Genomic DNA, 25,652 nt, shown 5'->3' on the forward strand with positions numbered 1-25,652 from the left:
CTCCCTTAGTCCCCGGTGCGGCGCCTACTGCTCCGCGATCTGCAGGAGCATAAGACTTGCGAAAACGCTTGCGCATGCGCTTTCGCAAAAATTCTCTCAGGAATTTTTCATGTCCGAATTGCCTGGTCGGCGGGACGTGCCTAGTGCATGTGGCTGCCGCCGTTGATATCGATCGTCGTGCCGGTCAGGTATGCGGCGTCCTCGGACGAGAGGAAGGTGATGACGGACGAGACCTCCCGGGTGGTGGCCGTACGCCCGAGGGGGATGCCCTGCGCGATGGCCTTCTCCTGATCGTCCGTGCTGCCGACGCGAATGTTCGTGTCCACTGCGCCGGGGGTGACCGCATTGACGGTCACGCCGGTGTCCTCGAGTTCGCGGGCGAGGGCTTTCGTGAACCCGAGAACCGCTGCCTTGGCGGACGAGTAGGGCACCTTGCCGAAGACGCCGCCGCCGCGTTGAGCCGACACCGAGGACATGTTGACGATGCGCCCCCACCCCTCGGCGATCATGCCGGGAAGGAAGGCCTTCGTGACCAGATACGTCCCCGTGGAGTTCACGGCGAACACCTTGTTCCAGAGTTCGAGGGTCGTCTCGAGGAACGGGACGGGTGAGGTGATTCCGGCTATGTTCGCGAGTGCGCCGACGGGAGGCAGTGCGCCCGAGGCGGTTTCGGCCTCGACTGCGGCATGGGCAGCCAGGACCGACTCCTCGCTGGACACGTCGATCGCATGGCCGAACGCCGGCACGTTGTACGTTCCGCCGATCTCGGCGGCAACCTTGGCCGAGACTTCGCCGTCGAGATCGAGGATCACCACGGCCCATCCGTCCTCGGCGTAGCGCTCTGCTGTCGCGCGCCCGATTCCCTTGTCCGACGTGGCTCCGGTGACGACTGCGGTTCTCTGTGTGCTCATGGCGTTGGGCTCCTCGTGATGCGTGGCGTGGGTGATGCGGACCACAGTAGGACTGTTATCGGTCATCAGTCAACCGTTATCGGTTGACTGTTGACAGTGACAGTGCAGTGGGTCACACTCGAATCGTTGACAGTCGACGGTCACTCGGACGAGTTTGATACCCACTACCTCTGCAGGACGGTTTCCCATGAGCACAGCTCTCCACATGCGTGGCCCGGTCCACGGCACCAAGGACGCCAAACGCGTCGCTGTCGGGTCCTCGATCGGCGCAGTCATCGAGACGTACGACTTCATCGGCTTCGCCACGGCCGCCGCGCTGTACTTCGGTACCGCGTTCTTTCCCGGCACCAGTTCCGTCACTGGAACTCTCGCGTCGTTCGCCACTCTGGGTGTCGGCTTCGCCGCTCGACCCCTCGGCGGAATCGTGGGTGGCCACCTCGGCGACAAGGTGGGCCGCAAACCCGTCCTCGTCGGATCGCTCATCTTGATGGGCATCGCGACGTTCGCCATCGGATTGCTCCCCACCTTCGCACAGGCCGGCGTGATCGCGCCCATTCTTCTGGTCGTCGTGCGCATCGTTCAAGGTCTCGCTTTCGGCGCCGAGTGGGGCGGCGCAATCCTCATGAGCTACGAACACGCGCCCTGGCGCAAGAAGGGCAAGTTCACCGGGATCGTGCAGGCCGGATTCCCGGTCGGACTGCTGTTGGCCAACCTCGTGTTCCTCGGCAGCGTGCACCTCGGCGGCGACTGGGCATGGCGAGTTCCCTTCCTCTTCAGCATCGTTCTCGTGATGGTGGGGTTGGTCATCAGGTCGAAGGTCCCCGAAAGCCCCGTGTTCGACGACGTCAAGGAGGCGGGTGTCACCAAGTCACCCATCGTCGAGTCGATCAAGCAGGACTGGCCGAACATCCTGCGCGGCATCGGTCTTCGCGTCGCCGAAACCGCCGGGTACGCCGTGTCGGTCACGTACATGATTTCCTACCTGCACACCGAGAAGCTCGCCTCGACGTCCGAAACCATCACCGCCCTCTGCATCGCCTCCGGAATCGGCATCTTCGCCACGATGGGGTGGGCCGCGCTGACCGACCGGATCGGACGGCGACCTCTCTACATCGGCGTCTGCACCTTTGCTGCGCTGTTCGGAATTCCGATGTTCCTGATCGTCAACACCGGCGTCTTCTTCCTCGTCGTCGCGACCATCGTGCTGTCCTACGCCGTGTGCCAGAACGCTCTCGCCGGCGCCCAGGGCGCTTGGTTCCCCGAGCTGTTCACCGCCGCCCGCCGCGCCTCGGGAGCTTCGCTGGCGTACCAGATCTCGGCCATGGTCTCCGGATTCACGCCGTTCGTCACCACCCTGCTGTTCGTGTGGCTCGGATGGCTCGGACCGGCACTGCTCTTCATCGCCTATGCACTCATCGGGCTCGGGTCGGCCATCGCCACCAAGGAAACGTGGGGATCGACGGAACGTCGTCTGGCTTCCGAGGCCGAACGCACCACACCCGAGCCCACCTCCACCCCTACACGACAGAAGGAAATGCTGTGACGACCACGATCGAGAACGCGACCGGCATCGACAGGGCGGCCCAATTCGCCTACCGCATGCGCCATCACGTCATCGACATGGGCGAAGCGCAGGGACAGGGCTACGTCGGTCAGGCACTCGGCGCCGCGGACATCCTCGCCGCCGTGTACGCCGAGCGACTGAACTACCGCGCCGACGACCCCCACTGGCCCGAGCGAGACCGCTTCCTTCTCTCCACCGGCCACTACGCCATCGGTCTCTACGCCGCACTCGCCGAGGCCGGCATCGTTCCTGTCGCCGAGCTCGAGACGTACGGGTCCGACGAGTCGCGCCTCCCGATGTCCGCGATGGCAACGTACACACCGGGAATGGAGATCTCGGGTGGCTCACTCGGACACGGCCTCACCGTCGCCGTCGGCATGGCGCTCGGGCTGCGTCTGCAGAACTCGCCGTCACGGGTGTTCAACTTCCTCTCCGACGGCGAACTGGACGAAGGCTCGACCTGGGAGGCCGCCATGGGTGCGCATCACCACCAGCTCGGCAACCTCATCGCCATGGTGGACATGAACGCACTGCAGGCCGACGGACCCACCGCCGGCGTGCTCGGTATCGAGCCCGTCCACGAGAAGTGGGCGGCAATGGGCTGGAACGTCTACCGCGTCGACGGAAACGATCCCGCTCAGCTCTCCGATGCGTTCGACTCCGCCTGTGCCGCAGCGGCTCCGGTCGGAAACCCGTCCATCGTCATCTGCGACACCAAGGTCGGATTCGGTGTCTCACTGCTGGAGACACGGGAGAAGGCGCACTTCATGCGTATCGACGACGACGAATGGGCGATCTGCCGTAGCCAACTCACCGAGCGGTTCGGCAGGCCGAAGGCCGACGCCGTTCTCGACCCGTCCTACCTGCAAGAAAACGAGGTCCAAGCATGACCACCACCACCGCACCCAAGCTCAAGACGTCGGCGATGATCGCGTCGTTCGTCGACCCCGGCCAACGCACGGCGGCCGCCCCGTTCGGTCACGCGCTGGTCGCCGCCGCGCAGGAGAACGACAAGATCGTCGGGCTCAGCGCCGACCTGGCCAAGTACACCGACATGCACATCTTCGCCCAAGCCTTTCCGGAGCGGTTCTTCCAGATGGGCATGGCCGAGCAACTGCTGTTCGGCGCAGCCGCCGGGATGGCCGAGACCGGACTGATTCCGTTCGCGTCGACGTACTCGGTGTTCGCCGCCCGCCGTGCGTACGACTTCCTGTGCCTCGACATCGCCGAGCCCAAGCTGAACGTCAACATCGTCGGCGGATTGCCAGGGCTCACAACGGGTTACGGACCCAGCCATCAGGCCACCGAGGACATGGCGATCTTCCGCGGTATGCCCGATCTGACCATCGTGGACCCCTGCGATTCGGTCGACATCGAGCAGGCGGTTCCGCAACTCGCGGCGTCGGACGGACCGACCTATCTCCGGTTGCTGCGCGGCAAGGTCGCGACCGTGCTGGACGAGTACGACTACACCTTCGAACTCGGCAAGGCCAAGGTCATCCGACCCGGTCGGGACGTCGTCCTGGTGTCGAGTGGGTTGATGACGATGAGGGCGTTGCAAGCCGCATCGAACCTCGAGAAGCACAACATCGACGTCGCCGTGGTCCACACCCCCACGATCAAGCCGTTCGACTCGGCCACGGTTCTCGCCGAACTCGATACGCCGCGTCTGGCGTTCACCCTCGAGAATCACACCAAGATCGGCGGGCTCTTCGAGACCGTGGCCTCCGCTGTCGTCGAACGCGGTCTGGGCAAGAAAATCGGTGCCATCTCGCTGCCCGACGAGTTCCTCGCGGCCGGTGCACTTCCGACCCTGCACGATCGCTACGGCCTGTCCACCGCTCGGGTCGAAGAGCGAATCATGGCCGAACTGTAGGCTGACTGTCGACAGGCAGCGGTCGACAGAGAGCGATTCCACCATGGCACAACCCGGCGCACTCCTCGGTCTGCAGAAGACGAATCTCCGTCAGCAGGCAGTCACAGCCCTGCGCGTCGCGATCACGAGCGGTGAGCTCCATCCCCGTAGCCCACTGGTCGAAACCGAACTGTCCGAACGACTTCAGATCAGCCGCGGGACTCTCCGTGAGGCGCTCCGGCAGCTGCAGCAGGAGGGCCTCGTGGTGACCGGCGCGCGGGGGCGGCTGTTCGTTCGACACCTCGACACGAAGGAAATACACGACATCTTCGCGGTTCGCGCTGCACTCGAGGCGCTCGCCGCGTCGGTCGTCGCGACTCGTGAGGACCGGGCAACGGTGACCACGGCGCTCCGAGACGTGCTGGCGCGCATGGGGAAGGCACGCCGGACCGACACCCTCGACGATCGCATCGAAGCGGATCTCGATTTTCATCGACTCCTCTGCGTGTCGGCGCAGAACGACACCCTGCTCCACTCGTGGACCAACCTCGAGGGGTCCATACGAATGTCGATCATGTACGCCGGGCGCGGAAAAGCGGTCGGGAACATGGATGTCGACCGGCACCTCGAGATGGTCGACGTGATCGACACCGGCGATCCCGTTGCCGCCGCGGACGCGGTTCGGTCGCACATGCAGTGGGCGGCGAACAATCTCGTCGGTTGACGCGCACGCCGGGCTGTGAACGACCGGTTCACGTGCCGCAGAACGTGCGGAAGCCGTCCTGGAACTCACGGGGCGCCGGCTCGGCGTACTGCGCCCACTCGGTGCGGCGATCGAAGGGATGGGACACCGCCGCGAGCAACCGGTCGAACGGTTCCATGTCGCCCGCCGTCGCTGCCTGCAGCGCCTCGTCGACGCGGTGATTGCGCGGTATGTAGATCGGGTTGACGCGGTCCATCGCGTCGGCGAGTGTGCCTCCGTTCTCCGTCCTCGCCTCGTCGTATCGCAGCAGCCAGGGCTCGGCGGCGCCGGCGGGGAAGATGGCCTGCAGCGCAGTCGAGTTGCCCCGCACGTGATCGGCCAGCGCGCGGAACGTCAGGGTCCAATCGGCCCGATGATCACGAAGCAGCGCGAGAAGATCGTCGACGAGAGCGTCGTCGAGGGTGTCGACGCTCGACCCCAGCTTCGCCGCCATCCCCGCCCTGTAATTTGCGTGGTACCGCGCACCGTAACCGTCCAACACCTCGGTGAGCGCCGTGATCGCGTCGTCCGGAATCGAACTGACCAGCGGCAGAAGCGTTTCGCCGAAGCGGGCCAGATTCCAGCCGAGAATCGCGGGCTGGTTTCCGTAGGCGTACCGGCCCCCGCGGTCGATGGAGCTGAACACCGCGGCGGGGTCGTAGGAGTCGAGAAACGCGCACGGTCCGTAGTCGATCGTCTCGCCGGAGATCGTGGTGTTGTCGGTGTTCATGACGCCGTGCACGAAACCGACGAGCATCCACCGCGCGACCAGGGCTGCCTGCGCCTCGACCACTGCCGTGAAGAACGCCAGGTACTTCTCGGCGTCGGGAAGGTCCTTCAGGTGCGGGTAGTGCCGTGAGATCGCGTAGTCGGCCAGAGGTTGCACGAGTCCCGGACGGCGCGAAGCGAATTCGAACGTCCCCACCCTGATGTGGCTCGAGGCGACCCGAGCCAACACGGCGCCGGGCTGCCGGCCCTCGCGGATCACGTCCTCCCCCGTCGATGCGACGGCCAACGAGCGTGTGGTGGGCACTCCCAGCGCGTGCATGGCCTCACTGATCAGGTACTCGCGCAACATCGGGCCGACGACTGCGCGCCCGTCACCACCGCGCGAGAACGGTGTCGGACCCGACCCCTTCAGGTGCAGGTCGACGAGAGAGCCGTCGTCGCCGCGCAGTTCACCGAGCAGCAGAGCGCGCCCGTCTCCCAGAAGGGGAACGAAGCCACCGAATTGGTGACCGGAGTACGCCATCGCCACGGGAGTGGCGCCGGCGGGAGCGAGGGCACCCGACAGCACGGCGGCGCCCTCGTCGGAGGTCAGCTCCGCGGGGTCCAGTCCGAGCGTGCGGGCCAAGTCGGCGTTCGCGACCAGGACACGCGGCGAGGGCGCAGGCGCCCCCTGCCAGGGGACGGTGAGACCGTCCACTTCCGTGATCATCGTGTTCTCGAACGCCAGCTGCGCCATACCACTCATGACTACAGGGTTACCACGAATCACGCCCGACCCGTGGGGTCGGGCGTGCAACCAGCGTAATTCCATTGAATGTGGCGAGGTCGGCCGACCGAAAAAACGAACGTAAACGGCACCGGCAAGAATTGTGGAAAGGCGATGCTTTCCATTGCACAGGGGCGCGGCTCGATCGCGTCGACGATCGAGCCGCGCGCCCGTAGGGCGACGATCAGCCCTGCTCAGGAACCCAGGTTGAGGTTGCGCAGGATCTCGGCGATGGCCGAGACGTTGAGGAAGTCGGCGAAGTTCAGGAAATTGGTGAGCGGCAGAATGTTGATCATGTAAATCCTTCCAGAAGGGATGACGCACCGTTGTGACGACGGCTATTTGTATCCCGAATGGTTGTGGCAATGACACCATTTCAGCGTTGTGTCATTTCACGAAACCGCGCGGTTTCGTCTGGGACGCCGCTCACCGAACACCGACCGATCAGGCCGCGCCGGCCTCCCTCAGTCGCTCGATTTCCTCTGCGGTCAAACCGAGTTCGCCCAGGATCGCGTCGGTGTCGGCGCCGTGCCGACGGCCGGTGTGCCTGATCTCCCCCGGGCTCTCGCTCATCCGCCACATGACGTTCTGCATCCGCACCGGACCGAGGTCGTCGTCCTTCACGGTGGTGACCATCTCGATCGCCGCGACCTGCGGATCGGTGAGCAGATCGCTCGGCTTGTACACCGGAGACACTGCGGCACCGGCCTTTTCGAACTCCGCGACGACGGTGTCCCGCGTGCGGGCGCCCACCCAACCACCGACGTAGTCGTCGAGCAGATCGGCGTGCGCCGCACGTTGGCGACCCGTGGCGAACCACGGCTCGTCGATCACCTCGGGATGCCCGACCAGCGAAAGCACGCGCTGCGCAATCGAATTGGCGCTCGTCGACACGGCCACCCAGTGCCCGTCCGAGGTCTTGTACAGGTTGCGAGGCGCATTGTTGCTCGACCGGTTACCGGTGCGCTCCTGATCGATTCCGAGTTGGTCCGCGTAGATGACACCCGGCCCCACCGCGGTCATGATCGGACTCAGCAGATCCAGGTCGATGACCTGACCGACGCCGCCGTTCTTCGTGCGGTGCAGCAGCGCCATCGACACTGCGGACGATCCCGCGATCCCGGCGAGCGAATCCGCTAGGCCGAACGCCGGAAGCGTCGGCGGCCCGTCCGCCGCTCCGGTGAGGTGAGCGAAGCCGCTCATCGATTCGACGAGAGTCCCGAACGCGGGACGCCCCGCGTACGGACCCGTCTGGCCGAAACCGGTGACACGCAACAGAATCAAGCCGGGGTTGTCCGCGGACAGCACGTCGTACCCCAGACCCCACCGCTCCAAGGTGCCGGGCCGAAAGTTCTCGACCACGACGTCCGCCTCCGCGGCCAGCCGCCGAAAGACGCTCGCTCCCTCGGCATTTCCGAGGTTCAGCGTCATGGTCCGCTTGTTGCGCGAGACCATGGTCCACCACAGCGGGTGGCCGTCCTTGTCGAGTCCGTGGCCGCGCATACCGTCCGGCTTGGTCGGGTGCTCGATCTTGATCACGTCGGCTCCGAAGTCGCCCAGAATCTGGGCGACGAGCGGTCCCGCCAGGATGGTGGAGACGTCGAGAACCTTGACGCCGTCGAGTGGCCCGGTCACTTGTACGGACGGTGCAGGTAGCGACCGACCGGGGAACCGGACACTGCGCCGTCGGCAAGAACCCGCTGACCGCGGACGAACGTGTCCGTCACCTTGGCACCGAGTTCGAATCCCTCGAACGGGGTGTACTCCTGCGTCGACTCCGAATCCTCCGGCCGCACGGTCCAGGTGTGGTCCGGGTCGACGAGGGCGATGTCCGCGTCCATCCCGACCGCGATGTCACCCTTGCCCGGAAGGCCGTAGCGCGACGCAGGATTGGACGACGTCAGCTGAGCGATGCGCTTCCAGCTGAGGCCGCGCTTGCGGCCCTCGCTGACCAGACCGGGCAGCAGGTACTCGGCTCCACCGAATCCGGACTTGGCCGCGAAGATGTCGCCTCGATCCTCGGCGAACTTCTTCTCGTCCTTGCAGCACGCGTGATCGCTGACGACCCAGTCGATGTCACCGTCGAGCAGGTGCTCCCACAGCGCCTCGACGTCGTCGCGCGGCCGCAGCGGCGGATTGACCTTGCCGCCCAGACCGTAGGCGGTGTCGATGTCGGCCAACAGGTGCCCGATCGTCACTTCACGTCGGAAATTCACATGGGGGAACGCCGCGGCCATGCGCATGGCCGCGGTGAGCGCCTTGCGGGACGACAGGTGCAGAAGGTTGATGTTGGGCAACTGCGTCTCGTCGGCCAGGAACGATGCGATCGTGACGGCCAGTCCCTCCGAGTGGGGAGGACGCGACGCGCTGTACGCGGCCAGGCCCTTCAGAGTGCCTTCCTCCTCGACGATCTTCGTGTAGGCGCTCATGATCTCGGCCGTCTCGCAGTGCAGCGAGAGAGAAATGTGATCGGCGAGGTCGCCCAACTGTTCGCGTGCGGCCTGGATGCCGCGCATCACGAACTCGAAGTGCGCGAGGTCGTACCGTTCGCCCTCGGGAGTCATCAGGAATTCGCTCTGGTCGGTCGACCGCCCGTGGAGACCGTGGCTGCCGTAGAACATGAAGATCTTGAACGACGTGACACCGTGATCGGTGATCAGCGAGGGGATCTCCGCGATGTGTTCCTTGGACATCGGCGCGAGGTGGTACGCGTAGTCGACGTACGGTCGTCCCTCGGTGGCGGCGAGCACGGTCGGGAAGACGTCGGCGTAGGCACCGCCGGTGTTCATGTAGTACTGACCGGTCCGCATGTAGGACATCGACGTCGTCACTCCGCCCTGCACGCAGGCGCGTGATTCGGACTCCGCGTCCTCACCGAGAGGGTTGTAGATACCCCAGTGCTGGTGTGCGTCCACGACACCGGGAAACGCGACCTTGCCGGCCGCGTCGACGACGGTGTCCGCCGAGTCCGGCGAGATCCCGGCCTCGATGCGGGTGAATTTTCCGTCCTCGATCAGGAGGTCGACGAACTCACCGTCGTCGGGCGCATCGGCTCCGGGTCGAACGACGCGGGCGTTGGTGATCAACAGAGACATGAGGGGTCCTTTCGAAACGAAAAATCAGAGGTAGTCGGCTGCGAGGTAGGCGAGTCCGAGAGCGGGGAGCAATCCGTTGCCGGCCAGATACCCTGCGGCGCCGTGACCGGAGATGCCCATGGCGGCGCCGCCGGAGGCGAAGAGCCCGTCGATCGCGTCTCCGCTCGACCGCAGAACACGAGCGTGTCCGTCGACCGCGAGACCGCCCTGAGTGTGAAACAGCGCCGGAACGATCTTGATCGCGGCATAGGGCGCGGCCATGTCGTGCTCGAACGAGCTGCGGCCGAACGGGTCCGATGCCTCACCGCGTGCGTACCGTTGCACCGCCGTCAATTCGGCGACGACGCCGTCGACGGGCAGGCCCGTGGCCGCTGCCAGTTCGTCGGCCGTGTCGGCCCACACGGCCGCACCCGAATCGACGGTCTGGCGAAAGTCGTTGAACGCCAGGCACTTGTCGTAGATGTCACGGTCGACGACGATCCACCCTTCGGAATTCGTTTGTGCAGCAAGGGTCGCCGCGTACTCCGAGTATCCGGTCGTCTCGTCGCCGAATCTGCGACCGTCGGTGTTGAGCACCACACCGCCGTGCATCACGGTGGCCCACCCGACGAGGGTGTTCGCCTTCTTCGACAGCGCCGCGTGACCTTGGTAGGAGTCGAGGTATTTCGACTCGGCGCCGAGCCGGCCGCCGATCTCGAGTGCGTCACCGATCGAGTACTCGCTGCCGTGATAGCGAGCGGATGCGATCTCGGGTACCCACTGGTGCACCCGGTCTGCATCGGCTCCGTATCCGTTGGTGGCCAACAACACCGCCGTCGTGGCGATCGACTCACTGCTGCCGTCCGGGTGGGTGATCGTGACTGCGTCCACCCGCCCGTCGGCCCCGGTGGAGACGTCGGTGACCCGCGCGGGCACGAGCATGTCGATGCGTGGTTCGTCGGCCACGGCGCGAACGAGATGGTCGAGCATGATGCTGCCGTGGCGCCCTTCGACGGTGTGGCATCGGAACTGCGAGTGACCGGGATAGGCGAAGTCCGTGACCAGAGTCAGCGGAATACCGAGATGGTCTGCCATCCATTCCACCAACGGTGCGCTGACGTCGGCCAACGCGGTCGCCAGTTGGCGGTCGGCCGTTCCTTTCGTCTTCCGCATGACGTCGTCGACGAAGGTCTCGGGCGAATCGACGATGCCGGCCTCGCGCTGCCAACGTGATCCGGCTCCGGGAATCATGGCGGTCGACATGGAGGTGTTGTTGCCACGCTTGAAATGTGTGCTCGCCTCGACCACGAGGACGTCGAGTCCGCGTTCGGCGGCGCGCAACGCGGCAACGAGCCCTCCGCCGGCCCCGGCGACGACGAGGTCCGGTCCGGTGTCGCTCACCGGGTCGCCTCCGATTCTGCTGTGACGCCCAGAAGTCGAAGTGCGGTGGCCGTGGGATCGACGACCATCGGCGACGCGGGCGGGTCGAGAAGTTCGACGGCGGAGCAGGCGTTGATGGCCACGGAGCAGTCGAGCAGGTGCGCGTGTTCGGTGACCGCACGTCCCCAGGCCTGCGAATCGGCGATGTCGTGGACACCCAGATCCATGACGTGCGTGGCCTCGGTCTCGAAGCCGTAGTACGACAACCGCCGATCCAGTTCGTCTGCGATGGCGCGGTTTCGGGCGAGAGCACCGACGCGGCGACCCAGCGAAAGATGGTGGGATGCGGTCAGTTTGCTCAGCCCGTACAGGGGCCGTGCGAACGTGCTCGCGACTTCGGCACACGGGTCGAGCACACAGTCGGGCAGGAATCCGTCGACACCCGTCGGGTCGACGCGGCGGAAGGCCTCGGTGAGAACGGTTTCCGACCGTCGTACGTCCGATTCGGTGTCGAGCGCCCGTGGCGCGTCTGCTCCGATGTCGCGTAGTTCGACGGTCACCCCCGTCGGCGCCAGGTGGTCGTATCGCTCCTGGCGGCGGCGTAATTCGTCGGCGCCGACGTGTATCGGCGTGTAAGCGAGAAGATGCATGCGGGTAGAACTCCTAGATGCCGAGGTAGGCGGCCTTGACGCGATCGTCGTGCGCGAGGTCGGAACCCTTGCCGCTCAACACGATCGATCCACTTTCGATCACGTAGGCGCGGTCCGAGATGTCGAGCGCAGCCGAAGCGTTCTGCTCGACGATGAGGACCGTGACGCCGGTGTCGCGGATCTTCACGATCGCGTCGAGCACCTGAGCGGCGAGCTTGGGCGACAACCCGACGGACGGCTCGTCGAGAGTGAGCAACCGCGGCTTCGCCATCATGGCCCGTCCGATGGCCAGCATCTGCTGCTGCCCGCCGGACATGGTGTCCGCGCGCTGATCCCGGCGTTCCGCGAGAATGGGGAACAGGTCGTAGACCTGGTCGAGCGATTCCTTGTGACTGCCGCGCTTCTGGGTGTAGGCGCCCATCTCCAGGTTCTCGAACACCGGGAGTGCGCCGAAGAGAGCGCGGTCCTGCGCGACGTGAACCAGTCCCGCCTTGACCACGCGATCCGCGCGCATGCCGTCGATTCGGGTCCCGTCTAGCGTGATTCGGCCGCCGGTCGGAGTGACGATGCCGGACAGTGCGCGCAGCGTGGTGGTCTTGCCGGCCCCGTTCGCGCCGATCAGAGACACGATCTCGTTCTTCGCGATGGTCATGTCGAGTCCGTGCAGAATCTCGAGCCGTCGGTATCCGGCGTGCAGGTCGTCGATTTCGAGCATCATGCGATCTTCTCCTCACCGAGGTACGCCTCGACGACGCGACTGTCCTCGATGACGGTGCGGGGGTCTCCCGACGTCAACACAGCACCTTCGTGCATCACGACGAGTCGTTCGGACAGCGCCATCACCGCGGCCATGATGTGTTCGACGAACAGCACGGTCTGACCGTCGCCGTGCAGAGTGCGCAGCAACTCGATCATCGGGGCGCGCTCGGTGGGAACCAGCCCGGCGAGCACCTCGTCGAGCAGGACCACCCGAGGCTCCATGGCCAGGGCACGAGCGAGCTCGAGCCGTTTGAGACCGGCCGTGGACATGGTGGACACCTTGCCGCCCACCTGATCCGACAGCTGTACGCGATCGAGTACCTCGAGGGCATGTCTGCGCGCGTCCTTGCGATTGCGGCGCTTCGTCAACGCCGCGATGGTGACGTTCTCGAGCACCGACATCGACTCGAACGGTCGCATGAGCTGGAACGTGCGCACCAGCCCGCTGCGGGCGACCTTGCTCGCCGGCCACCCGGTGATGTCCGTGCCGTCGAACACGATTCGACCCTCGGTCGGGGCCTGCTCGCCGGACAGCAGCGAGAACAGCGTCGTCTTTCCGGCGCCGTTCGGGCCGATGATGCCGAGGAACTCGCGGTCGGAGACCTCGAGGGACACATCGCGCACCGCGTGAATACCCGAGAAGGACTTGCTCAGTCCTTCGATCGTCAGCAGGCTCATCGGAACCACCTCTCGCGCACTGTGCCGAAGATTCCCTTCGGAAGGAAGATCACGATCAGGATCAGGATGACGGAGTAGACCGCCACGTCGAGACCGATTGCACCGTCGAGGAATGCGAGGAAGCCCGGTGGGTTGCGGAGAAGTTCGTTGATGATCTCCGACAACGGTCCGATCACGGCCGCGCCGATCACCGGACCCCAGATGGTGCCGATTCCTCCGATGACGGCGGGCACGATCGCCTCAACCGACACCGCGGAACCGAACGCCTGCTCCGGGCCCACGAAGAAGTAGTACTGGGTGTAGTAGACGCCGGCGACCGCGGTGAGGGCGCAGCTGGCCGCCACCGCGATGAGCCGATACTTCACCGTCGCGATTCCGAGCGATGCCGCAGCAGTCTCGTCGTCACGCACAGCCTGAACGAATTGTCCTGCACGAGAACGGACGTAGAAGATCGTTCCCAGAACGGCGACGGCCAGAATCACCAACGGGATCCACACGTAGTTGGGGCTGCCCTTCTCGAACTGCAGCATCCACCACGAGTCGCGAGGGAGGATCGGGACGTTGAATCCCTCGGTCTTGTTGAACACCTCCAGGTTCTGCACGAGGAGCAGGAACATCTGCGCGAAGGCGAAGGTCGCCAACGCGAAGTAGGACCCGGCGAGTCGATACCGCAGACACAGGTAGGCGAGCAACGTTCCGACCGTCGCCGCGATGACGGCGGCAACGATCATCGAGATCCACGGCGATACAGCGTGTTCGACCACGAAGTACGCGCCGGTGTAGGCGCCGATGCCGAAGAACGCGGCGTGGCCGAAGCTGAACATTCCGCCGAAGCCGCTCATGATGTTCCATGCGACGGCCATGATGGCGAAGATCAGCGTTCGGACGGCCACGGTCTGCGCCTGTTCGCCCAACACCAGCGGCAGGACGGCGACGACGACGAATCCGATTGCGAGGGTGACGACTTGACGTCGAAGCCAGGTGTCCTTCAGCCGCGGATCGCTCGCTGTGGACGTCGTCGGTGCGGGGGCGGTGGCGGTCATCGGCGTGCTCCGTACAGTCCTTCGGGCTTCAGGAAGAGAACCAGGATGAACACGGCGAACACCAGAATCAGCGATCCGGTGCCGGGGAGGAACAACGCTCCGACGGTCTGGACCAGACCGATCACCAGTCCGCCCACCACCGCTCCGACGACACTCCCGAGTCCGCCGAGAACGACGATCACGAACGCGAGGATCGTGAACTGCTCGCCCACCGACGGGGTGAGGCTGGTGAACGGAGTCATCAGACCCCCGGCCACCGCGACACACGCCGCGCCGATCCCGAACGTGAGGGCGTACACCCGACCGATGTCGACGCCGACGAGCTTGGCCCCTTCGGAATTGGACGCGACCGCCCGGATCGACAGACCCAACGGAGTTCGCTTCAGGACCGCCGACAGCGCCACGGCGACCAGCGCCGCACCGACGAAGGCAATGACCCGCGGCCACGATGCCACGGCACCGAGGACGGACAGGGATCCGTCGACCGGCGCCTGAACCTGCTCGGGCCGACCACCGAAGATCATGAGCAGAACGTTGATGATCAGCAGCGACAGACCGAGTGTCACGAGCAGCGGACCGTCGTGACTTCCGCTGATCGTGAGCTTGGTCAGCAGCGCGGCCTGCACGATCATGCCGAAGACGAACATGAGTGGAACCGCGATGATGGTCGCGACGTACACGGGCAGTCCGGCGGTCGAGAGCGCGTACACGATGTACATCGCCATGGTGAGCATGGCGCCCTGGGCGAAGTTCACGATGCCCAGCACACCGAAGATCAGCGTCAGTCCCACCGAGATCAGTGCGTACACACCGCCGAGCAGAAGGCCCGAGACGACCGACTGTGTGACGAGTCCCTGGTCCTTACCGCCGACGAGGTAGACGGCGGCCATGATCACGACGATCGCTGCGGCCACACCGACGGCGGGGTCGATCGACCTCGACAACTTGCGCCGTGCGGTGGGTGCCGTCTCGGTGGTCGCAGGCTCGGTGGACGCGGACTCGGTGGACGCAGTCACTGTCCGGCTCCGGCGGGGAAGCGCAGTGCGTCCGTGGCGAATTCCTGCGGGTAGACCTGCGCCACGGCGCCGTCACGGACCTGGGTCACGATGACCGTCGCGTTCTTGTTCTGCCCGGTTTCGTCGAACTGGATGGGGCCGGCGAAGGCCAACAGCGGATCGTCGATCGATTCACCGGAGATGGCGTCGCGCAACGCTTGCGGGTCGGCGTCCTTGCCGTCCTCGAGGCCCTTCGCGATGACCTCGACAGCTTGGTAGGACAGCATTGCTGCGGTCTCCATGGGCTTTCCGTACTTCTCCTGGAAGCGGGTACGGATGTCGTTGACTCGATCACTGGTCGCGTCGAAGTGGTAGTTGGCGCTCAGCACACCGTCACCCGCGGTGCCGGCGGCGGCTGGGAACGAGCTGTCGTCGAAGGCGCCGTTGGCAATTCCGTACACACCCTTGACGTTCAGGTTCAGTTGCTGGACCGCCTTCGCGATGAGCAGACCGTCCGGGTAGTAGCCCGTGGCCACGATGACGTCGGGATTTCCGACCGCAGCTTGCCGCACCTGGGTGGTGGCGTCGGAGAAGTTGGTTGCGGGGTAGGTGATTTCGTCGACGGACGCGATGCCCTGGTTCGCGGCTTCCGCTTGGAATGCCTTGAACACGCTGTCGCCGAAGGATCCTTCGATGTGAAGGTAGGAGACCTTCTTGATCGGCTGACCCGACTGCTGGCCGATGGCCGCCAGAGCCTTGGCTCCGTCGGTTCCCATGCTGGACGCGTTGGGCTGGATGCGGAACGAGTACTGGTAGCCCTGGTCGAGGATCTTGTCGTCCACTGCCACGTCGATGACGAGGGGAACGCGCGAACGCTCGGCGACCGAGGCGACGTTCTGCGTGACGTCGCTCTGATACGTACCGACGAGCGCGACCGCGCCGTCGTCGATCAGTCGCTGCGCTTCGCTCTGGCCCACTTCGGCCTTGCCCTGAGAGTCTCCGGACACCAGCTCGAGCTGCCGCCCGTCGAGACCCTTGATGCCTCCCGCTGCGTTGATGTCCGAGACCGCCAGTGCTGCGCCGTCGTTCATCAGTCCACCGACGCCGGCGAGGGCGCCGGTGGTGGGGTGAACGGAGCCGATCTTGATGGTTCCCGTGTCGCCGGAACCGGACGATGAGCCACATGCTGCTGCGCCGAACAGTGCAACGGCTGTCAGCACGCCTACGAGCTTCTTCATGATCGAAACTGCCTTTCGCGCCTGTGCGGCACCGAGTAGGCCAACCACTGGCTGCTGAACGTTCCGCTCAGCGCACCATGTAGGTGGCGGGTGATTCCCCTTGCGGATGAGTATGGCACGCATCACCGGCCTCGAACAGGTTCTTTCGTGACTTTCTCGTTAAGTCAGTGGTTCGCCCAGCGGAACGGTATGGTCAGCGAAACGGATTCCCACGGAACAGTTCGCCTGCATACGGAAGGATGGCCACATGGTCACGCCGCCCAGCTCACGACTTTCGGTCGACACGTCCACGGGTACCGAGTCCGCTGACCGGGTGGCCGACGTCCTGTTGGCGTTCGCGCAGTCCGATCGAGCGCTCGGGGTCTCGGAGATCGCACGTCGGCTCGGACTGAGCAAGGCTGTGGTGCACCGCATTCTGCAGTCGCTGTCGTCTCGGTCCATCGTGCAGCCGGTACCCGGAGATTCGACGTACTCGCTCGGCCCGGCGGCCATCGGGCTCGGCACCAAGGCATGGAGTCAGCTGGACGTGCGATCGGTGGCGGCGCCCGTCCTGCGCACGTTGCGCGCCGAGACACGCGAAACCGCAACGCTGTCCGCGCTGGTCGGCCACCGCCGGGTGTATCTCGACCAGTACGAGAGTCCGCAGGAAGTGAAGATGGTGGTCGAGATCGGCCCGCAGTACCCCCTGCACTCGGGCGCCTCGAGCCGAGCCATCCTCGCGTTCCTCCCCGAGCACTTCGCCGCCGAAGCGCTGCAGGAACTGCGCGGCACGAACCCCGAGGTGGATGCCGAGGCGTTTCACTCCAGGCTCGCCGACATCCGCGTGAACGGGTACGCGACCTCGATCAACGAGCGCAAGACCGGAGCCGCTTCCATTGCCGCGCCGTTCTTCGACGCCGCCGATCACGTTCTCGGATCCGTGAGCTCGTCCGGACCCGCCTTCCGCTACTCGTCGACTGCGGACGAGGAACACGTCGTGCACGCCAGGCAGGTCGTCACCGCCGCACGCTCCATCACGGCACATCTGAAGCAGAGGGCGGGCAAATGAGCCGATCTTTTCTCTACGTACCCGCGATCAAACCGTCGCTGTTCGACAAGGCCGTCTCGGGTGAAGCCGACGCCGTCATCCTCGATCTCGAGGACGCAGTTCCGTTGCTGGACAAAGAGTCTGCCCGGGCATGCGTGTCGGACTGGCTCCGCACTCGCGAACAGAACGACACCGAGGCGTGGGTGCGGGTGACGCCGGAGTTCCTCGATGAGGACCTGGCCGCGGCGGTGCTTCCCGGAGTCCGCGGCATCATGATCGCCAAGTGTTCGGTGGACGCGCTCGATCGCGCCGACGCCCTTCTCACCGAGCTCGAATCGGCACGCGGGTGCGGTCCGCTCGCCGTCATCGGTCTGATCGAAACAGCGCATGCGCTCCGCTCGCTCGGCGCCATGGCAGCGCGACCACGCGTGCTCACCTTCGGAATCGGCGAGGTCGACCTGCTCGCCGATCTGCGCATCGCGCGGGTTCCGGACACGTCCGCGGTGATCGACTCGATTCGCATGGACATCGTGATCGGTTGCGCTGCTGCGTCTCTCGCTGCGCCGATCGCTCCGACGTCGACCGACTTCCGCGATCTCGACACGTTCGTCGCGACTACCGACCATTTCGTGAACATGGGCTTTCGCGGCCGGACTGCACTGCATCCCCGTCAGGTGTCCATCATCAACGCTGCTCTGACGCCGTCGCCCGACGAACTCGAACGGGCACAACGGCTTCTGGATCTGTACGCACTCTCCGGCGGTGGGCCGACGGTCGACGACCGCGGCCACTTCGTCGACGAAGCGGTGGTACGCGGGGCCAGGGAAATCCTGGCCCGCGCGTAGGTCACACGCTGCGTTCGACCGTCGTCAGTGGTTCGAGCAACTCTCCGACGGACACGAGTGCGTCCAGCGAGTGGCACCGTCCGGCCAGCGCGTCGAGCTCGTCGGCGGCGAGAAACGGTCCTGCGTTGGCACGGAACTTCGCCGACACCTCGTCGAACGACAGCGGACGCTCCGGGCCACCGCGCGTCGTCAGCACTTCCTCCACCACCGTCGACCCGTCCGTCAAGGTCGCGGTCAGAACAGCCGGAAACTGGTGCGGGAAAATGGCATCACACCGTGCGTCGGGAACCACGTCGACCTTCGCCATCAGTGCGCGGCGGTCCGCCGATGTTGCCAACTCGTCCGAGTAGTCCTCGAGCGCGGCGCCGAGCCCACCTCCCCCGAACATTCCGACGGCTACCGCATAGGGGCCGCTGAACTGTGCCATGTAACCCGTTGCGGGGGCGCGCTTCACCTCGATCGGTTCCCCGATGGTGCGCAGGTTCGCTGCGGGCACACCGAGTACCAGCGTGTCGATGTCGTCCGGCGCGATACCGCGTGTACGCAGAGCGGCACCGGCGTCGACAGCCGCGTGCGTGAAGTGGTTGGCTGGATACGGCTTGAAGAAGATTCCGGGAACGGCCCAGTCGGTGCCCAGCCCGTCGAGAATTTCCGACGCTCGCCCGTCGCCGTGGAGCCACGCCTGATAGAAGCCGAAGCGTCCCTCCAGCACGGTCGGTGGTCCGGTGATCCCGTGGCGCGCAAGACCCGCGGCGGCGAGCGCGGAGTGCGCGGCCCACCCGCAGTGCATGCGCTTGACCGTCCCACCCGTTCGGTTGGCCTCGATGATCCCCGCCGCCATCGACGCGGCGATGCCGAGAGTGTCGACGATCTTCCCCTCGTCGGCTCCGCCGATCACGGCCGCAGCCACCGCACCGCCCATGGCGCCGCAGATGGACGTCGCGTGCTGCCCGTGCTCGAAGAACACCGAGTTCTTCGTGGTCGGGTCGAAGCCGGCCATGCCGAGCCGCACACACACCTCGAGCCCGACAGCGATGCCGCGCACCAGGTCTCGCCCGCTCGCTCCGTGCTGCTGAGCCGCGGCCAGGGCTGCCGGAACGACGCTGGCGCTCGGATGCAGGATGGACGGCAGGTGCGTGTCGTCGAAGTCGAGCGAATGCGCGAGCACGCCGTTGACGAAGGCCGCCAACGGGGCGGGCAGCGCGACGTCCACACCGACGGCGAATGCAGCTGCCGCACCGCCTTGTTCACGAGCCCATGCCGTGGCCGCGGCGCTGGTGTCCAGCTCCGTCGCTGCTATCGCGATACCCAATGTGTCGAGAACGCGCATGCCCACGCTGTCCACCACGTCGGCGGGAAGCGAGTCGTAGTCGGTGCCGGCGGCGAACTCCGCAAGCGTCTGCGCCAGGGTGCGATCGCTCATGCCGACGTCACCGCCAGCGGCCGGACCGGAGACCCGGTCGCGCCGAAGATGTTCAGGGGCACGAGAACGAAGGAGAACTCGTACCGCTTCAGAGCGGACAGCTCTTCCAGGTCCAGCGCCTCGATGATGTAGACGCCGCTCTCCACGAGCAGCACACGGTGGGCCGGGAGCAATGCGTGGCCGCCTCCGGGCGCCAGTCGCTCGAACGCGATGGTGTCCGCGCCGGCGGCATGAATCTGCTTCTGCGCCAGCCACTGTGCACCGGCTTCACTCACGCCGGGAACACCGGACGGTCCTCCGACGTAGGGAGCCCCCTCGTCGAACAACTGACCCCAGCCGCTGCGGATCAGCACCACGTCACCCTCGCCGACCACCACGTTCTCGGCGTCGCACGCGGCCTCCAGATCGGCCACCGTGATCTCGTACCCGCCGTCGCAGCGGTCGAGCCCCAGCACGGCGGGAATGTCCAGGAGGACTCCGCGCCGAATCATGGGGGCAATGGTGTGCACTCCGTGCTCGACGTACTTGCCGCCGATGCAGGACTGGCCGGCGTCGGCACCGCCGTGCAGCTTGCCGTCGTGCGAGACGTGGGCGAGTGCGTCGATGTGCGTGCCCACATGCGTTCCGGTGGTGATCATGTCGTTGGCCGCGCTGCCGCCGTCGGATCTCGTCATGTCACCGTGCCGTCGCGGCAGCGTGTGCCAGAACTGTGGATGATTGGGCGACTGCGGCATCCCGACCCGCAACTGTCGACCCAGGTCGACGATCTGCACCCCGGCCGACACGGCCTGGTGAAGTTGGTCGGGCATGGTGTCGTCTCCTCGTTGTTCGTTCCGGCAGCGCTGTTCGTTTCGGCAGCGCTTCGATTCGGCACCGACATTGCTCAGGCTCGTTCCGTTGAACGAAACATTATTCGGTCGATGTCGCTGAATTCGATCAGGCTAACACCGCATCGCCACTTGCGTATTGCCATTGACACCGCACAGTCATGCCCTTACCGTGCCGAGATGGACAGTGGAGAAGCGTTTCGTTCAGCGGAACAGATAGAACGGCTCGCGGACATGACGTGCTCACTGCGTGACGGGGGTCTGCCGTCGCCGCTCGCGGCGCGAGCCGAGATCGTTCTCCTGGACCTGTTCGGCGTGACCGTCGCCGGCGCGAGGACCTCGGAAATGACGCGACTTCGACGAGCGTGGCTCACGGAGTCCGGAACGACCGCACCGCTCGGCACCCCCGATACGACGACCGTCGAGACTGCCGCCCAACTCGATGCCATCGCTTCGTGCTGCCTCGAACTGGACGAGGGCAACAAGTACGCAGCCGGGCACCCGGCCGCCCACGTGGTCCCGGCCGCGATCGCAGCAGTTCGCATGTCCACCCAAGCAATAGACGGATCACGATTCTTGGCCGCCGTCGTGGCGGGATACGAGGTGGCCACCCGATTCGGATACGCGCTCGACCGGGATCCGCGGTGGCACACGCACGGCCATTGGGGAGCCACCGGAGCCGCTGCGGCGGCAGCATCCATCATGGGACTCGATGCGACCGGCGTGGCGGCCGCGATCGACGCGTCGTCCGCGCTCGTCCACGTGGCACCGTGGGCCGTCGTACTGGACGGGAATTTTACCCGGAATCTGTGGATCGCCGGCGCTGTGCGCGCGGGACTCGACGCCTCGCGACTGGCGAGCGCGGGCCTGGTGAGCAACTCGGGCGCCGCGGCGCAGACGCTGGGCGACATCATCGGAACCATGAACTACGACCGCCTGACCGAGGACCTCGGGTCACGGTGGTTCATGCTGGAGGGGTACTGCAAACAGCACGCGTCGTGCTCGTATACCCACGCAGCCGTCGACACGATTCAGAGCCTGAAGGCCGGCGCCGAGTGGACGGCGGACGACGTCGAGACCGTTCACGTGCGGACGCACTCGTTGGCTGCGCCACTGTTCCAACGGCACCCGACGAGCCGTCTCGCGGCCATGTTCTCACTGCCCTTCGTCGTCGCGGCATCCTTCGTCACCGACACGATCGACGCGGCCGCTCTCGACCCGGCGGGACCCACCTTCGACGACGCCGAGAGGTTCAGTGAACGTGTGAGTGTATGTGCTGCAGACGATTTGGATGCACTACTACCCGCACGTCGCGCAGCGGAGGTGACCGTGACGCTGCGCGGTGGTGACACGATCAGTGCCATCACTCCGAACCCGGTGGGCGACGTCGACCACTTCCCGATGGACATCGATGCGGTGCGCACGAAGGTCGAGCGCTTGACAGGCGTGGCCGATGCGCAGGTTGTGCACGATGTCGTCGAGGGTCTCCGGTCGTCGGACGATGTGGCTGGGTGGCTCCGCCCCCTGTGCGCGATTTCCGCCCCTCCGGGGCAGTAAATCGCGCACAGCGGATCTTACCGGCCGGTAGGACGCACAGTCACACGCACTTACAAACCCAAAATCCGTTTATCCGGCGCAGGCTGATTACGTCGTCCGTATAAAGGATCTATATCGGGGAAGTCAAATCCGAAATCTATTCATAACACTCGCTTTTCGGTCAATGCAGGTTTACGCTCCTGCGCATACCGCCATTGTCAGAATGGAGGTTCACTACACAGGGGAAAACCATGTCCACAGACTTCGACAGTCCTGCCGCGCCATCCGACGACAGCAAACTCATCCGAAAGCGGAAAATACGAGCGCTGCTCGCAGGCGGACTCGTCCTCGGCGTGGGCGCCGCGATCACCCTTGCCGCGTGGACGGACAACGTGTTCGGAAAAGCCACGTTCACCGCCGAGAACTGGAATGTCCAGGGCGACTTTTCTTCCGGTGGCACCGGCGCCTGGGATGAATACGACACAGCGGGAACTGCCGGCACGTTCAATTACACAACCAATTTCGACGCACTCAGCCCCGGGACAACCGTCTACGCACCGGTCGCGCTGCGCGTCGGCAGTGCCGCCGGCGCGGGCGGCGCCTACGCCGCCAACGTGACGCTGAACGGCGCCACACCCACGACAGGCCCGCTGACCCAGTACCTGACGTACACCGTGGTCAGCGGGGTCGCGGCGAGCGCGTGCACAGCCGGAACGATCACGGGTGGAACCACGGTCGTCGCGGCGGGAAGCACGCTTGGGACGGGTAGTGCCGCCAACGCCATCTCGCTCCCGGCAGCCGGAACCGCTGTGCCGCTGTGCTTTGCGGTGTCCTTACCCTCCACGGTGACCGCCGCTCAGGCAGCCGGCAAGACCACCGGCAGTGTGACGTGGCAGTTCGCTGCCACCGCCGTCACGCCCTGATTTCTCCGAATGGTTCGGCACGCTTCACCCCGGCGCTCGCGTCTCGCAACGAGCCGCCGGGCCCGAGTTCTCTGTGCATCCGGCCTCGTCCTCGGTCTCGCGGCCGCCGTGGTCTCGACCACGGCGGTCGCGGCGAGCTGGACGGACAGAACGATCGGCAAAGGGTCGTTCACGGCAGGCACCTTCGGTTTTCAGTCTTCCGTCGACGGTGGTACGAACTGGGGCACGCACACGGCGGCGACGCCGGCCACGCTTGCCCTCGGAACGGACGGCACGGCAATGCTTCCGGGCACATCGGCGTACGGCGCGGTGTCGCTACGTGCCGTCACGGCCTCACCCGCCGTCGCGGTGACCATCGACGGCACGTCGTCGACATCCACAGCGTTGGGCGCCGCCCTGCAGTACACGGTGGTGCGGTCCACGACGTGCGCCAGTAGCGCCTTCGTCTCCGGCTCGACCTTCCTCGTGGGCTCGGCAAGCGCCGGAGTGTCGCTGGCGGCCGATTCCGCAACGCCCGCTCTGACATTGACTGCCGGCGCGCCCGGATTACCGGGAACAGCCGTCGCACTGTGCTTCCGATTGACGCTGCCCGACACCACCGCGGTGTGGAACACGCCGGCACTGAACTCTCAGTCCCTGACGGCCACATGGTCGTTCGTCGGCACAGCCTGAACCGAAAGACGAACCATGACCACCGACCTCACCGCGCACCGACGTCGTAGCCCACTTTCACGTGTGGGTGATGCACTGCTCAACGTCCTCGCCCTCGGCGGCATCGTCTGTATCGCGCTCGTCGTCATGGCGTTCGCGTTCAACGTCACGCTGATCATGTTCAAAACCGGCTCGATGTCACCGACGATTCCCACGGGATCGCTTGCGGTGGTTCGACAGGTACCGGCCGAGTCGGTTGTCCCCGGTGACGTCGTCACGGTGGACCGGCCCGGAGAACTGCCTGTCACACACCGCGTGGTCCGCACGACCCCGGCGGCCAACGGAGAGACCTTCCTCGAACTCAAGGGCGACGCGAACAAGTACGAGGATCCCGCAGGCTACAACGTCACCGAGGTCCGCAAAGTTCTGTGGTCGGTCCCCGAGTTGGCCAAAGCCATTGTCTGGCTCTCGAACCCGTTCGCGCTGGGGGCGATCACGATCGCCATGACGATTCTGGTCGTTGCCGTCTTCTGGCCCCGAACACCGAAACCACACACATGACGCGAGCGCGGACTGCAGTCGTCGTTCTGCTTGCGGCGGTCGTCGTTCTCGCCGGGGCGACGACCCGTGTACACACGACCGACGCGGCGTGGACCGACGTGGACCACCTGGTGGCTCCTGTGTCGTCCGCCTACTGGCCGACGAGTGGAAACGCGCGTGCCGAGGTTGGCCGCGTGTCGTCGATCAATTTCGTGGTCGGGCTGTTGTCCGGCGGGGATCCGCTGCCGTGGGCCGGCTCGACGGCAGCGGCGACTCAGGCCTCGCCGGGGGCCGTGACCACCTCCGGCGCAGGTCCGTACGTCACCGGGGGCGTTCTGTCCTTGATCAATCAGTTCAGAGCCGAAAGCACCGCAGGCTCGTCGATCGGGGGGACCGTGTGTGCGTCCTACTCGTGGGGTCCGGCGTCACCCACACAGTGTGCGTCGGCACCGCAGAAGGTCTACTCCACGGGATCGTTGTCGTCCTACCGGCTCCGCACAAGCCTGGTGGCGGGCGTCGGAACGGTTGACGCGTTGAGCGTGACGTCACCGATTTCCGCCTCGGCTGCGTGCAATCTGAGCGCTCCCATCGCGGTGAACACAGCCACCGCGGCCGCGGCCGCCAACGCGACAGCAGGAAACCAGGGGTCCGTGCAGGTGAAAGGCAATGCCGTGTCGATCCCCGCCGCAGGCGGAACCACCACTTTCACCTTCGGGCAGGGCGCGCTGGCATCGGCGGCCGTCTCCGGGTCGATGACGAGCACCGTCACTCAGACCGCGACGAGTGCACGCTCGACTCTTGTGATGGACACCCGCGTTCTGAGGTTGGGTATCTTAGGTGAAGTCCTGCTGGACTTCACCTTTCGGGCCGTACTGGTCGACGTGGCCTGCGGGACGTCCGGTTCCGCTCCGACCGCGCTGTCGGCGGGACTCGCGTCGGCAAGGGTGGCGGCACCCGCCGCCGTGGACGCAGAACCGACGTCGTCCGTGCCGGTGTCGCCAACCCCGACGACGACACCACCCTCGACAACAACGTCAACGGGTCCGTCGACGACGAGCCCGACCACCACCGCGGCATCCACAACCGAGGCGACCACCACCGAGACCGCTTCAGCCACCACGACCACCGTCACCACCACCACCACCACCACCACCACGACCGATATCGACCCGGTCCCGACGACGACACTGTCGACAACCACTCCCCCGCCGTCCTCGACACCGGCGACAGTCTTCAGTGGCGAGGGTCCGGTCAGCGCTCTCACGACAGTCGACGGCCGCACCTGCACTGCGAATGGTGCTGAGCCGACGTCGTTCTCCTGCGACGACGGTTCCGAGTTGACGTTCGATGCCGGCGACCTTTCGAATCCGACACTCGTCGACGGGCTGTGGGTTCCGAAGACGATCGACGGGGTGCCGGTGCCCGTCAAGTCTGCCGTTCGGGGGTAGGTGGGGTGGGGTTCTGTCCCAATGCCCCACGCGCCCACCCGTCGAGCG

24 protein-coding genes are annotated in these 25,652 nt (G+C 65.6%); 11 read left to right on the forward strand and 13 right to left on the reverse strand.

The genetic code is table 11. The features are described 5' to 3' along the window. Window positions 1–140 precede the first annotated feature (140 nt). Window positions 141–911, reverse strand: a complete 771-nt coding sequence (locus tag AC59JP_RS08780) for an SDR family NAD(P)-dependent oxidoreductase (protein WP_497325737.1) — start codon at window positions 909–911, stop codon at window positions 141–143. 187 nt (window positions 912–1,098) lie between these two features. Between AC59JP_RS08780 and AC59JP_RS08785 the strand changes: the two genes are divergently transcribed. From AC59JP_RS08785 to AC59JP_RS08800, 4 genes are read left to right on the forward strand one after another with little or no spacing between them, the layout of a single operon-like run. After that, window positions 1,099–2,454, forward strand: a complete 1,356-nt coding sequence (locus AC59JP_RS08785; protein ID WP_497325372.1) for an MFS transporter — start codon at window positions 1,099–1,101, stop codon at window positions 2,452–2,454. Window positions 2,455–2,510: 56 nt separating this feature from the next. Beyond that, window positions 2,511–3,365: a transketolase gene (locus AC59JP_RS08790; RefSeq protein ID WP_497325738.1), complete on the forward strand. Its 855-nt coding sequence runs from the start codon at window positions 2,511–2,513 to the stop codon at window positions 3,363–3,365. After that, a complete protein-coding gene (locus AC59JP_RS08795) occupies window positions 3,362–4,351 on the forward strand; it encodes a transketolase family protein (RefSeq protein ID WP_497325373.1) in 990 nt (329 codons plus the stop codon). The genes AC59JP_RS08790 and AC59JP_RS08795 overlap by 4 nt, the downstream gene beginning before the upstream one ends. Window positions 4,352–4,394: 43 nt before the next feature. After that, window positions 4,395–5,054, forward strand: a complete 660-nt coding sequence (locus AC59JP_RS08800) for a GntR family transcriptional regulator (protein ID WP_497325374.1) — start codon at window positions 4,395–4,397, stop codon at window positions 5,052–5,054. Window positions 5,055–5,082: 28 nt separating this feature from the next. Here AC59JP_RS08800 and AC59JP_RS08805 read toward each other — a convergent pair whose 3' ends face one another. The 10 genes from AC59JP_RS08805 to AC59JP_RS08850 all read right to left on the reverse strand — a co-directional run bounded on the left by AC59JP_RS08805 (window position 5,083) and on the right by AC59JP_RS08850 (window position 16,384). Further along, window positions 5,083–6,546: a protein adenylyltransferase SelO gene (locus AC59JP_RS08805; protein ID WP_497325375.1), complete on the reverse strand. Its 1,464-nt coding sequence runs from the start codon at window positions 6,544–6,546 to the stop codon at window positions 5,083–5,085. A gap of 465 nt (window positions 6,547–7,011) precedes the next feature. Next, entirely contained in the window at window positions 7,012–8,202 is a 1,191-nt protein-coding gene (locus AC59JP_RS08810; protein ID WP_497325376.1) for a CaiB/BaiF CoA transferase family protein, read from the reverse strand. Next, the gene (locus AC59JP_RS08815) at window positions 8,199–9,662 is read right to left on the reverse strand and encodes a dihydroorotase (RefSeq protein WP_497325377.1); all 1,464 of its coding nucleotides are present in this window, start codon (window positions 9,660–9,662) and stop codon (window positions 8,199–8,201) included. Before AC59JP_RS08815 ends, AC59JP_RS08810 begins: the two co-directional genes overlap by 4 nt. A 24-nt stretch (window positions 9,663–9,686) precedes the next feature. Next, entirely contained in the window at window positions 9,687–11,042 is a 1,356-nt protein-coding gene (locus tag AC59JP_RS08820; RefSeq protein WP_497325378.1) for an FAD-dependent oxidoreductase, read from the reverse strand. Further along, window positions 11,039–11,671: an aspartate/glutamate racemase family protein gene (locus AC59JP_RS08825; protein WP_497325379.1), complete on the reverse strand. Its 633-nt coding sequence runs from the start codon at window positions 11,669–11,671 to the stop codon at window positions 11,039–11,041. Before AC59JP_RS08825 ends, AC59JP_RS08820 begins: the two co-directional genes overlap by 4 nt. A 13-nt stretch (window positions 11,672–11,684) precedes the next feature. Further along, window positions 11,685–12,389, reverse strand: coding sequence for an ABC transporter ATP-binding protein (locus tag AC59JP_RS08830; RefSeq protein ID WP_497325380.1), 705 nt, complete (start codon window positions 12,387–12,389; stop codon window positions 11,685–11,687). Continuing rightward, window positions 12,386–13,108 carry an ABC transporter ATP-binding protein gene (locus AC59JP_RS08835; protein WP_497325381.1) on the reverse strand — a complete coding sequence of 241 codons (723 nt, stop codon included), beginning with the start codon at window positions 13,106–13,108 and terminating at the stop codon, window positions 12,386–12,388. Before AC59JP_RS08835 ends, AC59JP_RS08830 begins: the two co-directional genes overlap by 4 nt. Further along, on the reverse strand, window positions 13,105–14,151 hold the full coding sequence (locus AC59JP_RS08840; protein WP_497325382.1) for a branched-chain amino acid ABC transporter permease: 1,047 nt from the start codon (window positions 14,149–14,151) through the stop codon (window positions 13,105–13,107). Before AC59JP_RS08840 ends, AC59JP_RS08835 begins: the two co-directional genes overlap by 4 nt. Then, window positions 14,148–15,167 (reverse strand): branched-chain amino acid ABC transporter permease, encoded by a 1,020-nt coding sequence (locus tag AC59JP_RS08845; protein ID WP_497325383.1) that lies wholly within the window; start codon window positions 15,165–15,167, stop codon window positions 14,148–14,150. The genes AC59JP_RS08840 and AC59JP_RS08845 overlap by 4 nt, the downstream gene beginning before the upstream one ends. Further along, window positions 15,164–16,384 (reverse strand): ABC transporter substrate-binding protein, encoded by a 1,221-nt coding sequence (locus AC59JP_RS08850; protein ID WP_497325384.1) that lies wholly within the window; start codon window positions 16,382–16,384, stop codon window positions 15,164–15,166. Before AC59JP_RS08850 ends, AC59JP_RS08845 begins: the two co-directional genes overlap by 4 nt. 247 nt (window positions 16,385–16,631) lie before the next feature. On the opposite strand from AC59JP_RS08850, the gene AC59JP_RS08855 reads away from it, so the two are divergent. Both AC59JP_RS08855 and AC59JP_RS08860 read left to right on the forward strand, forming a co-directional pair. After that, window positions 16,632–17,432, forward strand: coding sequence for an IclR family transcriptional regulator (locus AC59JP_RS08855; protein WP_497325385.1), 801 nt, complete (start codon window positions 16,632–16,634; stop codon window positions 17,430–17,432). Then, entirely contained in the window at window positions 17,429–18,256 is an 828-nt protein-coding gene (locus AC59JP_RS08860) for an HpcH/HpaI aldolase/citrate lyase family protein (RefSeq protein ID WP_497325386.1), read from the forward strand. Before AC59JP_RS08855 ends, AC59JP_RS08860 begins: the two co-directional genes overlap by 4 nt. Window position 18,257: 1 nt before the next feature. Here AC59JP_RS08860 and AC59JP_RS08865 read toward each other — a convergent pair whose 3' ends face one another. Next, window positions 18,258–19,679 carry an MmgE/PrpD family protein gene (locus AC59JP_RS08865; RefSeq protein ID WP_497325387.1) on the reverse strand — a complete coding sequence of 474 codons (1,422 nt, stop codon included), beginning with the start codon at window positions 19,677–19,679 and terminating at the stop codon, window positions 18,258–18,260. Continuing rightward, window positions 19,676–20,488 carry a cyclase family protein gene (locus AC59JP_RS08870; protein WP_497325388.1) on the reverse strand — a complete coding sequence of 271 codons (813 nt, stop codon included), beginning with the start codon at window positions 20,486–20,488 and terminating at the stop codon, window positions 19,676–19,678. The genes AC59JP_RS08865 and AC59JP_RS08870 overlap by 4 nt, the downstream gene beginning before the upstream one ends. Before the next feature lie 198 nt (window positions 20,489–20,686). Here AC59JP_RS08870 and AC59JP_RS08875 point away from each other — a divergent pair, with 198 nt between their 5' ends. The 5 genes from AC59JP_RS08875 to AC59JP_RS08895 all read left to right on the forward strand — a co-directional run bounded on the left by AC59JP_RS08875 (window position 20,687) and on the right by AC59JP_RS08895 (window position 25,604). Continuing rightward, window positions 20,687–22,063: an MmgE/PrpD family protein gene (locus tag AC59JP_RS08875; RefSeq protein WP_497325389.1), complete on the forward strand. Its 1,377-nt coding sequence runs from the start codon at window positions 20,687–20,689 to the stop codon at window positions 22,061–22,063. A gap of 230 nt (window positions 22,064–22,293) precedes the next feature. Further along, window positions 22,294–22,965, forward strand: coding sequence for a SipW-dependent-type signal peptide-containing protein (locus AC59JP_RS08880; protein WP_497325390.1), 672 nt, complete (start codon window positions 22,294–22,296; stop codon window positions 22,963–22,965). 9 nt (window positions 22,966–22,974) lie between these two features. Continuing rightward, on the forward strand, window positions 22,975–23,637 hold the full coding sequence (locus AC59JP_RS08885; protein WP_497325391.1) for a hypothetical protein: 663 nt from the start codon (window positions 22,975–22,977) through the stop codon (window positions 23,635–23,637). A gap of 15 nt (window positions 23,638–23,652) precedes the next feature. Continuing rightward, window positions 23,653–24,177, forward strand: coding sequence for a signal peptidase I (locus tag AC59JP_RS08890; RefSeq protein WP_497325392.1), 525 nt, complete (start codon window positions 23,653–23,655; stop codon window positions 24,175–24,177). Next, complete coding sequence (locus tag AC59JP_RS08895) at window positions 24,174–25,604, forward strand: hypothetical protein (protein WP_497325393.1); 1,431 nt, start codon at window positions 24,174–24,176, stop codon at window positions 25,602–25,604. The genes AC59JP_RS08890 and AC59JP_RS08895 overlap by 4 nt, the downstream gene beginning before the upstream one ends. Window positions 25,605–25,652 lie beyond the last annotated feature (48 nt).

It is taken from the genome of Rhodococcus sp. 320_ES (assembly GCF_059691855.1).

Bases quoted from the DNA above. Each gene is read 5' to 3' on its own strand.
- AC59JP_RS08780 (WP_497325737.1), bottom strand. From the start codon at position 911: ATGAGCACACAGAGAACCGCAGTCGTCACCGGAGCCACGTCGGACAAG.
- AC59JP_RS08785 (WP_497325372.1), top strand. From the start codon at position 1,099: ATGAGCACAGCTCTCCACATGCGTGGCCCGGTCCACGGCACCAAGGAC.
- AC59JP_RS08790 (WP_497325738.1), top strand. From the start codon at position 2,511: ATGCGCCATCACGTCATCGACATGGGCGAAGCGCAGGGACAGGGCTAC.
- AC59JP_RS08795 (WP_497325373.1), top strand. From the start codon at position 3,362: ATGACCACCACCACCGCACCCAAGCTCAAGACGTCGGCGATGATCGCG.
- AC59JP_RS08800 (WP_497325374.1), top strand. From the start codon at position 4,395: ATGGCACAACCCGGCGCACTCCTCGGTCTGCAGAAGACGAATCTCCGT.
- AC59JP_RS08805 (WP_497325375.1), bottom strand. From the start codon at position 6,546: ATGAGTGGTATGGCGCAGCTGGCGTTCGAGAACACGATGATCACGGAA.
- AC59JP_RS08815 (WP_497325377.1), bottom strand. From the start codon at position 9,662: ATGTCTCTGTTGATCACCAACGCCCGCGTCGTTCGACCCGGAGCCGAT.
- AC59JP_RS08825 (WP_497325379.1), bottom strand. From the start codon at position 11,671: ATGCATCTTCTCGCTTACACGCCGATACACGTCGGCGCCGACGAATTA.
- AC59JP_RS08830 (WP_497325380.1), bottom strand. From the start codon at position 12,389: ATGATGCTCGAAATCGACGACCTGCACGCCGGATACCGACGGCTCGAG.
- AC59JP_RS08835 (WP_497325381.1), bottom strand. From the start codon at position 13,108: ATGAGCCTGCTGACGATCGAAGGACTGAGCAAGTCCTTCTCGGGTATT.
- AC59JP_RS08840 (WP_497325382.1), bottom strand. From the start codon at position 14,151: ATGACCGCCACCGCCCCCGCACCGACGACGTCCACAGCGAGCGATCCG.
- AC59JP_RS08850 (WP_497325384.1), bottom strand. From the start codon at position 16,384: ATGAAGAAGCTCGTAGGCGTGCTGACAGCCGTTGCACTGTTCGGCGCA.
- AC59JP_RS08855 (WP_497325385.1), top strand. From the start codon at position 16,632: ATGGTCACGCCGCCCAGCTCACGACTTTCGGTCGACACGTCCACGGGT.
- AC59JP_RS08860 (WP_497325386.1), top strand. From the start codon at position 17,429: ATGAGCCGATCTTTTCTCTACGTACCCGCGATCAAACCGTCGCTGTTC.
- AC59JP_RS08865 (WP_497325387.1), bottom strand. From the start codon at position 19,679: ATGAGCGATCGCACCCTGGCGCAGACGCTTGCGGAGTTCGCCGCCGGC.
- AC59JP_RS08870 (WP_497325388.1), bottom strand. From the start codon at position 20,488: ATGCCCGACCAACTTCACCAGGCCGTGTCGGCCGGGGTGCAGATCGTC.
- AC59JP_RS08875 (WP_497325389.1), top strand. From the start codon at position 20,687: ATGGACAGTGGAGAAGCGTTTCGTTCAGCGGAACAGATAGAACGGCTC.
- AC59JP_RS08880 (WP_497325390.1), top strand. From the start codon at position 22,294: ATGTCCACAGACTTCGACAGTCCTGCCGCGCCATCCGACGACAGCAAA.
- AC59JP_RS08885 (WP_497325391.1), top strand. From the start codon at position 22,975: ATGGTTCGGCACGCTTCACCCCGGCGCTCGCGTCTCGCAACGAGCCGC.
- AC59JP_RS08890 (WP_497325392.1), top strand. From the start codon at position 23,653: ATGACCACCGACCTCACCGCGCACCGACGTCGTAGCCCACTTTCACGT.
- AC59JP_RS08895 (WP_497325393.1), top strand. From the start codon at position 24,174: ATGACGCGAGCGCGGACTGCAGTCGTCGTTCTGCTTGCGGCGGTCGTC.